At 55.9% G+C, this 13,610-nt stretch carries 9 protein-coding genes, 2 tRNA genes and 3 rRNA genes (1 of these 14 only partly in view); 5 read left to right on the top strand and 9 right to left on the bottom strand.

Going from position 1 to position 13,610, the window contains the following annotated elements; all coding sequences use genetic code 11:
- The 5 genes from JAO29_RS01435 to rrf form a co-directional block, all read left to right on the top strand.
- Positions 1–72: ribosomal RNA gene (locus JAO29_RS01435) — 16S ribosomal RNA — on the top strand; it begins 1,428 nt to the left of the window's first position.
- A 273-nt stretch (positions 73–345) separates the two neighbouring features.
- A tRNA-Ile gene (locus tag JAO29_RS01430) sits at positions 346–422 on the top strand.
- 34 nt (positions 423–456) lie between these two features.
- A tRNA-Ala gene (locus JAO29_RS01425) sits at positions 457–532 on the top strand.
- Between the two features lie 324 nt (positions 533–856).
- Positions 857–3,807 (top strand): 23S ribosomal RNA (locus JAO29_RS01420).
- Between the two features lie 149 nt (positions 3,808–3,956).
- Positions 3,957–4,073: ribosomal RNA gene (gene rrf / locus JAO29_RS01415) — 5S ribosomal RNA — on the top strand.
- Together the 16S, 23S and 5S rRNA genes with 2 tRNA genes alongside form the textbook arrangement of a ribosomal RNA operon.
- A gap of 554 nt (positions 4,074–4,627) precedes the next feature.
- Here the strand turns inward: rrf and JAO29_RS01410 are convergent.
- The 9 genes from JAO29_RS01410 to JAO29_RS01370 form a co-directional block, all read right to left on the bottom strand.
- On the bottom strand, positions 4,628–6,604 hold the full coding sequence (locus JAO29_RS01410; RefSeq protein WP_334266385.1) for a DUF4097 family beta strand repeat-containing protein: 1,977 nt from the start codon (positions 6,602–6,604) through the stop codon (positions 4,628–4,630).
- Positions 6,605–6,610: 6 nt separating this feature from the next.
- Positions 6,611–7,834, bottom strand: a complete 1,224-nt coding sequence (locus tag JAO29_RS01405; RefSeq protein ID WP_334266384.1) for a B-box zinc finger protein — start codon at positions 7,832–7,834, stop codon at positions 6,611–6,613.
- On the bottom strand, positions 7,806–8,798 hold the full coding sequence (locus JAO29_RS01400) for an anti-sigma factor family protein (protein ID WP_334266383.1): 993 nt from the start codon (positions 8,796–8,798) through the stop codon (positions 7,806–7,808). The genes JAO29_RS01405 and JAO29_RS01400 overlap by 29 nt, the downstream gene beginning before the upstream one ends.
- 24 nt (positions 8,799–8,822) lie before the next feature.
- Positions 8,823–9,629: an RNA polymerase sigma factor gene (locus JAO29_RS01395; RefSeq protein ID WP_334266382.1), complete on the bottom strand. Its 807-nt coding sequence runs from the start codon at positions 9,627–9,629 to the stop codon at positions 8,823–8,825.
- Between the two features lie 71 nt (positions 9,630–9,700).
- Complete coding sequence (locus tag JAO29_RS01390; RefSeq protein ID WP_334266381.1) at positions 9,701–10,225, bottom strand: superoxide dismutase family protein; 525 nt, start codon at positions 10,223–10,225, stop codon at positions 9,701–9,703.
- A gap of 87 nt (positions 10,226–10,312) precedes the next feature.
- Positions 10,313–10,918, bottom strand: coding sequence for a thymidine kinase (locus tag JAO29_RS01385; protein WP_334266380.1), 606 nt, complete (start codon positions 10,916–10,918; stop codon positions 10,313–10,315).
- A 69-nt stretch (positions 10,919–10,987) separates the two neighbouring features.
- Positions 10,988–11,341, bottom strand: a complete 354-nt coding sequence (locus JAO29_RS01380) for a YbjQ family protein (RefSeq protein WP_334266379.1) — start codon at positions 11,339–11,341, stop codon at positions 10,988–10,990.
- Between the two features lie 38 nt (positions 11,342–11,379).
- A complete protein-coding gene (gene trpD / locus JAO29_RS01375) occupies positions 11,380–12,423 on the bottom strand; it encodes an anthranilate phosphoribosyltransferase (protein ID WP_334266378.1) in 1,044 nt (347 codons plus the stop codon).
- 99 nt (positions 12,424–12,522) lie between these two features.
- Positions 12,523–13,437 carry an NADP-dependent oxidoreductase gene (locus JAO29_RS01370; RefSeq protein WP_334266377.1) on the bottom strand — a complete coding sequence of 305 codons (915 nt, stop codon included), beginning with the start codon at positions 13,435–13,437 and terminating at the stop codon, positions 12,523–12,525.
- Positions 13,438–13,610: the final 173 nt, after the last annotated feature.

Below are 13,610 nucleotides of genomic sequence, written 5' to 3'. Positions count from 1 at the left end.
GTGTAATTCATGATTGGGGTGAAGTCGTAACAAGGTAGCCGTAGGAGAACCTGCGGCTGGATCACCTCCTTTCTAAAGAGAAAACGTCATGACATTTGGATGTGCCCCGCGATTGCGGGCAGCGTAAAGCTGATCATCCGAAGGGTCATGCACCATCGTGAGCTATCAAGATTGCTTTCGATGAGCCTGAACTAAACCTCTCTTTATCGATATCTTTCAACACCGATGGTCAGAAGCAGCGTAGCTGCTTCGCACGTTCAACTATGTCCTCGAAACCTTTTTCGAGAGAGCTCGACTTTGGCTCATACGAGTCAGCAGAGCAGCATGCGCTTATGGCGCGATGCCGGGCCTGTAGCTCAGTTGGTTAGAGCGCACCCCTGATAAGGGTGAGGTCGGTAGTTCGAATCTACCCAGGCCCACCACTTTATCGAATCTGTCTGCTACACTGTTTGTAATGGGGCTGTAGCTCAGTTGGGAGAGCGCCTGCTTTGCAAGCAGGATGTCATCGGTTCGATCCCGGTCAGCTCCACCATTCTCTCTTGAACAAGAAAGCAACTGCTGCTTGAGGCTGAGATCCTGTAAATGCGGGATTTGAGCCTTGAGCAGAAATGCTCGAGCCGCCTTAGAGGCGCGACAGCGACACGTTAGTCGCTCGACGATTTTTGACAACTGAATAGATTGGGTAAATATAACTACAAGGCTGAGCCCACCGCCTACTGCGCAAGCAGAAAGCGAGTGGAACAGTTGTTGAGTGTCTTTAGATAATTCGTATCAACATTGATACAGGCGAATGGACAATATAGAAGCTAGTAAGTTAGTAGGGGTTGTCACTCTACTGCGTGCGAGTAAATTCTATGGTCAAGCTACTAAGGGCGCACGGTGGATGCCTTGGCAGAAACAGGCGATGAAGGACGTGGCAAGCTGCGATAAGCTTCGGGAAGCCGCACACAGGCGTTGATCCGGAGATTTCCGAATGGGGAAACCCACATACGTAAACCGTATGTATGTCTCACTGAATTCATAGGTGAGAACAGGCGAACGGAGGGAAGTGAACCATCTCAGTACCTCCAGGAGGAGAAAGAAACCTCGATTCCGAGAGTAGTGGCGAGCGAAATCGGAACAGCCCAAACCCGTACTATTTCGGTAGTTCGGGGGTTGTAGGGCCTGCAACAGTAGAGTTACCAATCTGGTCGATAGTCGAAGCTTCTGGAAAGAGGCTCCATAGAGGGTGACAGACCCGTAGACGAAATTGATCCAGACTCGAAGCAGGTACCTGAGTAAGGCGGGGCACGAGAAACCCTGCTTGAATCCACGGGGACCATCCCGTAAGGCTAAATACTCGTTTCTGACCGATAGTGAACCAGTACCGTGAGGGAAAGGCGAAAAGCACCCCTTTGAGGGGAGTGAAAAGTACCTGAAACCGTGTGCCTACAAGCAGTGGGAGGACTATGCCCGTAAGGGAATGTCTGACCGCGTGCCTATTGCATAATGAGCCGGCTAGTTATTCTTGTCAGCAAGGTTAAGCGTGAGCGAGCCGCAGCGAAAGCGAGTCTGAATAGGGCGATAAGTTGGCAGGAATAGACGCGAAGCGGGATGATCTACCCTTGGCCAGGTTGAAGGTGGGGTAACACCTACTGGAGGACCGAACCGGTGTTTGTTGAAAAAAGCTCGGATGAGCTGAGGGTAGGGGTGAAAGGCTAATCAAATTCCGTGATAGCTCGTTCTCTCCGAAATAGCTTTAGGGCTAGCCTCGGGTGATTTGGATTGGTGGTAGAGACATGATTGGACTAGGGGGCTTTCCGGCTTACTGAATCCAGCCAAACTTCGAATGCCAATTACAACCAGCCCGGGAGTCAGACTGTGGGGGCTAAGCTTCACAGTCGAGAGGAAAACAGTCCAGACCGCCTGCTAAGGTCCCCAAATTACAGTTAAGTGGGAAAGGAAGTCGGAACGCTCAGACAGCCAGGAGGTTGGCTTAGAAGCAGCCATCCTTTAAAGAAAGCGTAATAGCTCACTGGTCAAGCGGTCCGGTGCCGACAATACAACGGGGCTAAAACTGTATACCGAAGCAGCGGATGCACACTTTTGAGTGTGCGTGGTAGGAGAGCATTCTCACAGCGATGAAGTCAGACTGAGAAGACTGATGGAGCGTTGAGAAGAGACCCTGCCGGCATAAGTAGCGATAAGGGAGGTGAGAACCCTCCCCGCCGAAAGTCTAAGGTTTCCTGAGGAAGGTTAATCCGCTCAGGGTTAGGCGGTCCCTAAGCCGAGGCCGAAAGGCGTAGGCGATGGACATCCGGTTAATATTCCGGACCTCCCAGTTTTTCGTTATTACGATGGGGTGACGCAGAAGGATAAGCAGGACCTCCTATGGCTATGGGGTTCGATGCGCGTAAGCTGGTTTCTCTAGGCAAATCCGGAGAAGCTTAACAGTGAGGCGCAAAGCAGTAAGCCGAATGGCTGAAAGCTGCTGATTCCACGCTGCCAAGAAAAACCTCTAAGGAGAGAGATTGGGAACCGTACCACAAACCGACACAGGTAGACGAGGAGAATATCCAAAGGCGCTCGAGTGAAAGCTTGTTAAGGAACTCGGCAAATTAGACCCGTAACTTCGGGAGAAGGGTCGCCATCGAGGTTCATAGCCTCTGATGGCCGCAGCGAAATGCGAACGGCGACTGTTTAACAAAAACACAGGTCTCTGCAAAGTCTAAAACGACGTATAGGGGCTGACTCCTGCCCGGTGCCGGAAGGTTAAAGGGAGAGGTTAGGGCGCAAGCTCGAAGCTTCGAACTGAAGCCCCGGTGAACGGCGGCCGTAACTATAACGGTCCTAAGGTAGCGAAATTCCTTGTCGGGTAAGTTCCGACCTGCACGAATGGAGTAACGATCGTTCGACTGTCTTAACGAGTTGCTCGGCGAACTTGTAGTACCGGTGAAGATGCCGGTTACCCGCAGCTAGACGAAAAGACCCCGTGCACCTTTACTATACTTTTACAGTGGGTTACGGCAATTGCTGCGCAGGATAGGTGGGAGGCTTTGATCCCGGACTCTCGGGTTCGGAGGAGCCAACGGTGAGATACCACCCTGCGATTGTTGTGATCCTAACCTCCTCCCGTGATCCGGGAGAGGGACATTGTAAGACGGGTAGTTTGACTGGGGCGGTCGCCTCCTAAATTGTAACGGAGGCGCGCGAAGCTACACTCAGGTCGTTTGGAAATCGACCGTCGAGTGCAAAGGCATAAGTGTGGTTAACTGCGAGACCTACAAGTCGAGCAGATGCGAAAGCAGGCCTTAGTGATCCGGTGGTTCTGTATGGAAGGGCCATCGCTCAACGGATAAAAGGTACGCCGGGGATAACAGGCTGATCATTGCCAAGAGTTCATATCGACGCAATGGTTTGGCACCTCGATGTCGGCTCATCACATCCTGGAGCTGTAGAAGGTTCCAAGGGTTAGGCTGTTCGCCTATTAAAGTGGTACGTGAGCTGGGTTCAGAACGTCGCGAGACAGTTCGGTCTCTATCTGCTGTGGGCGTAGGAGATTTGAAGAGGGCTGTCCTTAGTACGAGAGGACCGGGATGGACGAACCTCTTGTGTTCCAGTTGTCTTGCCAAAGGCACGGCTGGGTAGCGAAGTTCGGTTGTGATAACCGCTGAATGCATATAAGCGGGAAGCACGCTCTAAGATGAGATCTCCCAACCCGTAAGGGAAATGAAGGGCCCAGGAAGACCACCTGGTTGATAGGCTGGAGGTTGAAGCGCAGTAATGTGTGTAGCTTACCAGTACTAATCGCCCGTTCGGCTTGTCCATAGAATTTACTCTGCGCAGTGAGTATCATTCGCGCTAGAGATTCTCAACACAAGCTTTGTAGTTATACGAGATATAACTAATACGTTTTGGTAAATGTCTGCTCAATCTATTCAGTTGTGGAAGATCGCGTGAGCGATGTTCTCAAGTTTGCCGGTGAGTTTACCGCGAGGGTCACACCCGTTCCCATCCCGAACACGGAAGTTAAGCCTCGTTGGGCCGATGGTACTGCACGCGTAAGTGTGTGGGAGATTAGGTGATCGCCGGCATAATTTAGAAATCCCCATCTTCGGATGGGGATTTTTCATTTAAGTCTACAGAGTGCATCGGCATGGCCGCTGGACAGTAGAACTATGCTCGGTCCGTGCAGAAGGCGTGGCTCACACCGTTGCTGCAGAGATTCGAAACCGTCTTATCTACAAGGCTCCTGATCGCATGCCTCCTGGCGGCTGCATGATTCAGCACGGTAGGTAAGCAATTTCGTTGTCGCAAAGTCCGAAGGAGCGATGTGACTCCTTGAATACCAGCTTTCCTGCTCTTACGTTCAGCTGTTTTACAGGTTGGCTTGCTATAACGCATAGTCGAAGTGGGAACTGATCTGCTTGATCCAGGACTTCTCGGACCAAAAGCCAGAGCTACGGGTTGTTGAGCTCGTGCGTCATCCCAATATGGGGCGGCCCATGCGACCCGCCGCACCCGCTCCAGTACGCGAGCTAGATGGAACTCCATTTAAAAGAGGCAGCAACACTGAGAGCCAAGAAATGTCCGATCGAGTTTTTATAAACCTTTTTCGAATGACTGAATCAGCGCAGTTGCATGGCGTCTATTTGCGATGACTTGCGGCATCGCGATCCTTGGCGGCCCGGTCGGCGTCGCGCTGGGCCTGGTTCAGCCTTCGGTCAATCTCCGAATCCGATAACGCACGTCCTGCGCGGTCGGTGCCTCTGCGGGATCCGTCGGATGTCACGGTAATGCTTGTCCCATCTTTTGCAGAGTAGGATTTTGTGCCGTCTGCTCCGACTGTATAACGAGTGCCATTCGCTCCTTGATATGCCTTGGAACCGTCAGAACCTGTTACAAGCCGAGTTCCTCCACTCGCATAGACGCTCGAACCGTCAGGTTTCTCGCTGATGTGAAGCCCATTCTTGTCAGTAATGACGCTGGACCCGTCACTGCTACGGATGTTGATTCCGTTCTTCCCTATATCCACCGAAGATCCATCCTCATCCCGAATGGAGATAGCGGCGGGAGGTGCTGGCGGGGCGGGGGGCATTGGTGCAATCGATGCTTTCTTGATAGAGATATCTCCCTGACGGGTCGTGATCCGCACCAGCGGTCCGCTTTTTCCGACAGAGCCGTTATAGCTTTTGTGGCTGTCGTCTTTGCCTTGCTCAGGAAGGCCGAAGTCGTTCTCAAGATTGCCATCCGTGGTATCCGCCTGCACCGAAAAAGTCGCTTTGTCCGGAAGGGTAAGATCAACGGACCCGTTCCGATTCTCAATGGTGATGTTGCCCATTGGCGGAGCTCCAGTCAGATCGATCGCTCCATTCCTGTTCGTCACCGATATGTCGCCTGAGATTCGGTCCAGATTTACATCCTTATTGCCGGTCGCCAGCGTAAAGGGACCTGCGGCACGATCAGCGGAAATGTCGGAGGAACTGATCTCACTCTCCCCATCCAGTCGATTGAAGCGCATGTCGGTGCGGCTGGTATGGAAACGAACCTCTCCTGCGATGTGTTCAAGATGGGTCGTGCCGAAAAACTCACCGCTAATTGTCGTTGGTCCGGAGACCTCGGAGAAGGTCAGGTCCCGAGCTCTTCCCTCCACGTCAACGGGACCAGTAGCACTATGGACCGAGACGGAAGAGTCTCCGTTGTTAACGTGTGTCTTGATAGGGCCGGAGATCGCAGTGAGAGACACGTCCCCGTGATTCGCCGTGACCGATACCGGAGCTTTGATCGAGGCCACGTGGATGTCGCCTCGATTGGCCATAACAGTCACCGGCGCGGAAGAGGGTACCGTAATACTCAGGTCCGCCCTCGCTCCCTCCAACGGAGGCAGAGTAACCCGCAGGACGGAACCGTCCATATTGAGTTTCGGAGAGAGTCTTTGTGCGCGCATCTCAGCTTCTGAATCCGAGCGCGTATAAACCGCTTTATGAATTTGAATGTGAACCTGTTGATCGTCGCTGTTGCCGGCCACGGTGACGTCTCCACGTGGATTACTGATCACCAGGTTCGTTCCGTTGGGGAATGCCTGCGAAAGCGTCTGATCGCTCTCATGTTTATCGCCCAGAAACTCATCCATGTTGTCTGGGCTCAGATTGAAGGTACGGCTGAAAGCCCCTCCGCGAAACCCGCTGAAGACAATCCCGAGCACTCCAATGAGGAGTAGCAACGTAAAGACTCCGCCGCCGAGATAGCGCCGCCTGTAGTGGGGTTCTCCATCATGGAAGTAGGAGTCCCAGCCCCACTCCAGAAGCATGATGATGCCCGCTCCTATCAGCAGCGCGGGCCACCAATGTCCGTACCAGTCCCAGAAGAAGCGGGACGACATGCGGCCGGTCTGGATGAAAAAGAAGACGATGCCAGTAGCGATGATCAGCAGTGGCCCAACGATCGAAGTTCGACGACTGCTTCGTAGCTGAGCGCGATAGGCGGCCTGCTGAGCACGCAGGTACTCACGTTGAAGGCGTGCCTGTTCCTTCATGACGCGACGCTGGTAGCGCCAGTCTCCCTGTGGGGGAGGAGGGTATTGCCCAGGGGGCGGCGGCGGATAGGGCGGAACTTGGTTTGCCATGGTCGCTCAACGCCCTTCCTGGCTGGATTGATTCGGCGGGTAATCCTGTGGTGCCGAAGGAGCGACAGGGGTGCCGGTCGGAGGAGCATAGGGAGCGACGGGCGAAGGAGCCGGGGGCATGGGATACGCCGGTGGTATGGTGGCCGGACCAGCAAAAGTTTTTTCGGCAAGGATCATGACACCTGCCACGATGATGAAGAGAGGCCAGCTGCTGCCCCACGAAAGAATATTGAAGGACGACAGCAGAAACATCACCCCGACGAGGACAACCCATATGGAACCCCGAAGAGCGCTGAACAGACGTAACCGGTAGAGAGCGGTTCCATCATCGGCAAGCGTTGCTCCGGTGGCCGTCATCTTGTGGACGAAGAGCCAGACACCCAGCCCGATCAGGAAGAAGGGAAACAACCTGTGCACGGGAAAACCATGAAATAGTCCTGTGTTGCCGATCAGGAAGATGATCCCCAGACCGATCAGCCAGATTGCTCCTGCAGGGAAGCGGTTATGAGGATACTGGGCACTCGGATCGAAAGGCGGCATAGGCGGCCCATAAGGCGGACGGGAATAGGAAGGATCGTATGGTGCCCCGGCGAAGTTATCCGCAGGTGCACCCCAGCTGCTCCCTACGGGAGGATAGCCGGTCATAGGTGCTTCGTAACCGCGAGAGGTGGCTGCGCCCGCAGTCGGCGATGCAACCGCAGGAGGTACTGTCGACGTCGTGGCATGAGGTGGTGGCTGGACCCATGCCTTGCCGAACCCCATTCGTTCCCCCAGATCGTTCAAGCCGAAGGGATTGGGAAGCGTGGTTTCGTCGCGACGCGCCTTGGCGGTCTGGTAAGCCTCAAAGACTTGGTAGAAGACCCAACCGGCGATAAACAGTCCGAAGATTCCATGCTCATCTGCCAGGCTAACGAGAACCGCAAAAACGATCAGGTGCACAATACCTTTGGCGTATTGGCCGTTATACATGGCGCCGACGCCGGGGATGAAGCCCAGGAGAGCCGCCAGCGCCGGATTAGGTTCACCACTGCCGACCGAAGGCGGAATCGGTGGGATCGGGGGCCCGGGGGGAGGCGGTGTCACGTAGGGATTTCCTGCAAGCCTGGCTTCAAGACAGGGTTCACAGAAGACAGCCGTTCCTACGACGCGAGCACACTCCTGGCAGAGTGCCTTGCCGCAGTTCTGGCAAAAGGCAGTTCGTTCACGCTCTGGATGATTGGCGCAGTTCATGCGGGTCCCCCTTGCTCATTGTTGGAAACTTGGAGATCAAGACAAAGAATTCGTGGCTCTCTCGGCCAGGTTGGGGGGAACCTGGCTCACTCAAAGAAGCGCTCAATATCCGTGAAGCATCAAGACCCAGGCTTCGACTGCTGCCGGAGTGTTGCCGAGGATTAGATTGTCTCGGATGATCTTGCTGATCCTTCGGCTCCTGGTGGTCTCTGTGGGAGTCGTCAGGAGCTGGTTTTGAAACAGGGGCCGTTGATTCGGGAGCTGATGGGCCGTTTGTATCGTTGTCGCGCTGCAGATCTCTCACTCGTGATTCCAGCTCATAAACGACACGGAGATTGTCGATAGAGCGCACAACTCTCGCGTTGGTATCGTAGAACGTCCGCTTGATGCTCGACGGGGTGAAGTCATTCGCCCGAAGCTCGGTGATACGAATTCCAGTCAGATTGAGGGTAAGAGCGATGGAAAAGAAGGCCATTGCTGCGGTCATCGCCAGCCGGGGCTGCATCAGCGTGTGGCGTACAGCAGAGAATCGGAGCGACGCCACAACCCTCTTGCGGAAAGGGAGAACCTTGCCCGGGTAAGGAACGCCACCGTAAACCGGGACTCCCTCGATCGGCAGGGAAGCGGCTTGAGAAAGTTGGGGCTGCAGCAGGTGTGGTTCGAGCGGGGCTGTTTGCTCCCCGGCCACCGGCCCCGTAGAGGCAAGAATTCGTGCCAGAAGATCTGCCGGGGGATCCGGCCGTGCCTTGTGCAACTTCCGAAGCAGATCGGCTCCCAGGCGAGCGTCGATAAACATGCGGGAGCACTCAGGGCAGATCGCCAGATGCCGGTCGAAGGTGGCCTGATCCTCGGCCGCAAGACTTCTGTCCAGTGCGTCGGTTAACATCGCCTCACACTGTGCGCAGTGAGCCGGTTCCGGAGACCGTGAGGGCTGCGCGTTACCGAATTGATTGATCTCTGCCACCTGAAACCACCCCGCCTTCTATCCTTACATCATCTGTTGTTTTTCTATACGTTGTAACAGCCTTGCAAGTTCCCCGCGACCGCGACTGATGCGACTTTTCACTGTCCCCTCGGGGATGCGAAGCACCTGCGCGATCTCCTTGTAATCCATGTCTTCAAGGTCACGCAGAATAACAGCTTCGCGTAGTTCGGGCGAGAGCTGTTTGAGAGCCTCCTGAATCCGAACTTTCAGCTCGAGGCCGGCAAAGTGCTGCTCCTGAGACTCCCGCGTGTCCGCCAGACGATCGGCCATGGTGGGACCGTCTTCTTCGCCATCGTAAGTTGCATCCAGGGAGTCCGACGCACGGTCCAGACGGGTCCGCCGGAAGTGATCGACCAGAAGATTGCGCGCCAGCGTAGTGATCCATGTCTGGAAGCTGCCCTTCTGCAGATCGAAGCTTGAGAGGTTCTTGTAGAGCTTCAGGAAGACGTCCTGCGTCAGATCTTCTGCGTCCGAAGAGGAACCCGTAAACCGATAGCATATGGCATAGATGCGCCGGTGCTGCGACAACACAAGCTGCTGCCAGGCCTGGCCGTCGCCGGCGATACACTGCCGGACCAGTCGGGCTACAGCTTCCTGTGCGGCTTCCTGTTCCGGTGTGCGCTCTAGCATGAACTTAGTGGGTCGATTCGGTGGAATGAGTGTATCGCGCAAATCTCGCCGAGTCGCGCAAACCACGCCCGGAGTATCCGGCGGCATACCCGGATTCTTGCCTTTCTGGGGCGAGATACGACGGGCTCGATCTGCTGATGATCGGCCCGCGATCGGAAGCGCAATGGAGAGAACGCCCATGCGATTGATATACGCACAGGCGCTCCGGATTGTTCAGTCAGAGGAGGATGGCGGTTTTCCGCGCCTGAGGGTTATTTGGGCGCGGTAATGACACCACACGCGATCCGGCCCCCGGCATTACCCGTGGGATCGGTCTTCATATCGTCGGCTTTCTCGTGGACCATGATCGAAGTTCCACCATTGGCGAAGAGCGAATCCGAGGCTGCGGGGTCGAGAGATAGATAATCTACGTGGAATGTGGCAGATCCGGTGCCATTCGCATCTACCTTCACATTCTGGGGCAGGTCACCGTTGTGGTGGCCCAAAGGATTCTCCATCCCATGCTTCTTCGTAGCTGGGTTGAAGTGTCCCCCGGCAGTTTTGAAGTCAGGAGCATCGCAGATCGCATGCTCATGAATATGAACCGCGTGTTCGCCCGGAGGGAGATTCTTTAGCTTGATGCGGATGGTGAGCTCGTTGCCCTTCGCGGGGACAAAGCTGGCCGTTCCGGCATCCTGTCCGCTGCTGGTCTTCAAGGAAACGGTCACACCTTTGGATTTCGCCAGTGCGGGGATGGTGAGGAAGCTGACGGCGAGAGCTGCAGCTGCAAGACGCATATCTTTTCTCCTGCGGTTCTAAGATGCTGAAGACGCGTAGCAAATAAGGATACCGCAGTCCTGCGACCACGCCGCGGAGGAATCATCCTAGGGAACGGAAGGCAGTTCGAGCTGCTCTGACTTCGAGTCGTCAATCCAGGGTTGGAAGTGGGTGCGGCAGCGGGCCTCATAGAGTCCTGCGGCTCCTACCACAACAAGCTCTCGGCTCTGGCCAAGCCGCTGCGTATGGATAGCTGGCGCTCCACAGACCATGCATACCGCAGACAGCTTGGTGACATCATCGGCGATGGCCATCAGGTCTGGAACAGGACCAAACGGTTCTGCGGCGAACGTCGTATCCAGCCCCGCCATCACGACCCGTTTGCCTAGGTGCACAAGTTCGACCGTCAACGGAATGATCGTCTCGGAAAAGAACTGCACCTCGTCGATTCCAACCACTTCTATCTCCTCCAACTGGGGAAAGAGAGCGGATCTCAGGTCCTCCACCGTGGTGACGGTCGAGGCGTCGTGAGTCTGCGAGCTGTGGCTGGAAATTGCGGTGCGGTGATACCGGAGATCGATGTTCGGCTTATAGCAGGCGACTCGCTGACGCGCGATACGCGCGCGCTTGAGGCGCCGAATCAGCTCTTCAGATTTTCCGGAAAACATGGGGCCGGTGATCATCTCGATGCGGCCCGGAGCAACTTTGGTCATTGACCTCATCCTATCCAAGCGCAGAGAGGCGCCGTTGTGGATTTCGAGGCCTCTCATATGACCGCGGAACTAAATTCGTTCCACCACCACAGCTGTTCCATAGGCGAGTACCTCAGTGACGCCCTGCATCAGCTCATTGGCGTCATACCGCGCACACAGGATGGCATTGGCGCCTCTCTCCGTTGCGTGTTGCATCATCATCACGAACGCGTCCTGCCGTGTCTTTTCGCAGAGCTCTGAAAGCAGGGTGATATTGCCGCCAACGATAGTCTGCAGGCCAGCGCCAATCGTTCCAAAGATCGACCTGGAGCGGACCACAATTCCCCTGACCACGCCGATATTCCTCACAACCCTGTAGCCAGGTAGCTCAAAGGCAGTCGTAACCATGCTTGCGTCGAAGATTGGAGGTGGTTGTGAAGACATAGAGTCGAGGCTCCTGTAGAAATCGTTCGCCAGTGATTCTATGTCCCGCTGCGAAGCTGGTCGAGCAGTTTCGTCACAGCCCCGGAGTCGATCGTGCGCGCGGCAAGTGCAATTCCTGTAATGAGATCCGGCGAGAGATCGGCAGCTACCAGCACGGCGGCAGCATTCAAGAGAACGATGTCGCGACGCGGTCCTTGTTCGCCGGAGAAGATGGCTGTAAGGATGCCGGCGTTCTCCTTCGCTCCCCCTCCCGCCAGGGCACTCAGCGGAGCACGGGCAAGCCCGACCTCTTCAGGAGTGATGGTCGAGAGGACCACAACCCCGTTGCGCACTTCCGCCAAATGCGTCGGTCCCGATATGGAGAGCTCATCCAGCCCCCGAACGGTCCCATCCGCCTCCTCGGCTGTCCCATGCACGACAAATGCGTGACGCGTGCCTAGCAGTGCCATCGTCTCTGCCACAACAGCTACGGCGCTTTGCGCATAGACTCCCATGACCTGCGCCGAGGCTCCTGCCGGATTCGTAAGCGGCCCCAGAAGGTTGAACACCGTACGAACCTTCAATGCCTTGCGTACCGGCATTACCGCTTTCATCGCTGGATGCAGCGACGGAGCATGGAGGAAGGCGAACCGATGGCGGCGTAGAGCTGTCGAGGCATCCTCCGGAGCGAGATCGACCGGAATTCCCAACGCCTCCAGAACATCCGCAGATCCACACTGCGAAGTAATCGCGCGATTGCCATGCTTGGCGATGAAGGCTCCCGCAGCGGCAGCGACCAGAGCCGATGCTGTGGAGATATTGAAGGTTTTGCTGGCATCTCCGCCCGTCCCACAGGTATCCACCAGCAGAGCTTGTTCGTCGGCAGACAACGGCACGCGGGTTACCGCGGCCCTCATCACATCCACAAAGCCCGCGACCTCCTCAGGGGTCTCGCCCCGAGCAGCAAGCGCCCCCACCAGTGCGGCGATCTCGATATCGCTAAGCTCGCCTGCGAGTATCTGCTGCATAAGACCGCGGGCCTGGTCACGCGACAGGGTTGCACGACCCTCGACGAGGTGCCGAAGATGTTGCTGAAAGGACATTGCTTAAGCGTAGCAGGGAAGCTGACCGGGGATCTGCGATTGCACAATCCCTTCAGCCAGATGCTTGCCTGTCCCTTCCATGCTTCTTTTACCGGTTGGCTATGCGGACGGTAGAAGGATGATCTTGCCGTGCGGATGACCATCTTCCGCCTCTTTCTGCGCTTCGCGAACTTTTTCCAGCGGCAGAACCTTGACGATTGGAATGATCAGGCTGCCCCGGGAGACATCATCAGCCAGCTGGTACAAACGTGAGGCGTCCGGTTCGGCACGCATGGTTCTGACCTGAACATCGAGCTTGTCTGTATCCGTTGGTGGCGCGAGCACGGTTCCGAAGACGCCGCCGGATTTCAATGTCTTTATCGCCCTTGCAGCCACTGTTCCTCCCACGGCGTCGGCGATGGCATCCAGATCGTGCAGTTTGGCGAGTTCGTCTTCGTCATCGATAGCGACGACTTCCTGCGCCGGCAATAGCTTTGCCTCTTCCAGCTGGCTCTTTCGAACTCCGGCGATGATCTGCGCTCCATGCTGCAACGCGACATGGACAGCAGTGCGGCCTACGCCTCCCAGTGCTCCCAGTATGAGGATTCGCTGCCCCGGGGTGACCTTGATTGTCCGCTCAATCAGCTGCGCACCCGTGGTAAGCACAAGCGGCAGTGCGGCTGCCTGTTCGAACGTGAGCTTCTCCGGGATCGGGGCAAGTACATCAGCTTTTACGGTCGTAAATTCCGCATAGGTCCCCGCAGCTAGCGCCATCACACGCTGCCCTTTATTGAACCCTGTCACTCCGGCCCCTGTCTGCTCTACCTCCCCAGCCAGATCCCGCCCCAGAATGGCAGGCAGCTCGACAGGGTTTCTGCTCTTGGAATCGCCGCGCCGGATCTTCCAGTCGACGGGATTGATGCTGGTCGCGCGGACGCGAACCAGGACCTCACCCGCACCGACCTGGGGATCCTCCACCTCTTCGATCTGCAGCTTATCCACATCTCCAAATTCCTCCAATACAACTGCTCTCATATTCATCCCTCCTCGTAGGTCAGATGACCGGAGAGCAAAGGACGTTTTGTCTTACGCTTCTGGTAAGGGGGAGCAATTTCGAGGTGATTGTAGGAAAATTGACCTAGTAGATTACGATAACCGCACCGTTGTTCGCGTTTCGCATTGCGACCCGTTGTTTGGGTCCGCTACAC

The organism is Edaphobacter sp. HDX4, assembly GCF_036877565.1.
In the GTDB taxonomy this organism is placed as follows: Bacteria; Acidobacteriota; Terriglobia; order Terriglobales; family Acidobacteriaceae; genus Edaphobacter.
This window is presented reverse-complemented; position numbering and strand designations above follow the sequence as displayed.

Coding starts and splice junctions, on each gene's coding strand:
- JAO29_RS01385 (WP_334266380.1), bottom strand. CDS start 10,918: ATGACCAAAGTTGCTCCGGGCCGCATCGAGATGATCACCGGCCCCATG.
- JAO29_RS01410 (WP_334266385.1), bottom strand. CDS start 6,604: ATGGCAAACCAAGTTCCGCCCTATCCGCCGCCGCCCCCTGGGCAATAC.
- JAO29_RS01380 (WP_334266379.1), bottom strand. CDS start 11,341: ATGTCTTCACAACCACCTCCAATCTTCGACGCAAGCATGGTTACGACT.
- trpD (WP_334266378.1), bottom strand. CDS start 12,423: ATGTCCTTTCAGCAACATCTTCGGCACCTCGTCGAGGGTCGTGCAACC.
- JAO29_RS01370 (WP_334266377.1), bottom strand. CDS start 13,437: ATGAGAGCAGTTGTATTGGAGGAATTTGGAGATGTGGATAAGCTGCAG.
- JAO29_RS01395 (WP_334266382.1), bottom strand. CDS start 9,629: ATGGGCGTTCTCTCCATTGCGCTTCCGATCGCGGGCCGATCATCAGCA.
- JAO29_RS01405 (WP_334266384.1), bottom strand. CDS start 7,834: ATGAACTGCGCCAATCATCCAGAGCGTGAACGAACTGCCTTTTGCCAG.
- JAO29_RS01390 (WP_334266381.1), bottom strand. CDS start 10,225: ATGCGTCTTGCAGCTGCAGCTCTCGCCGTCAGCTTCCTCACCATCCCC.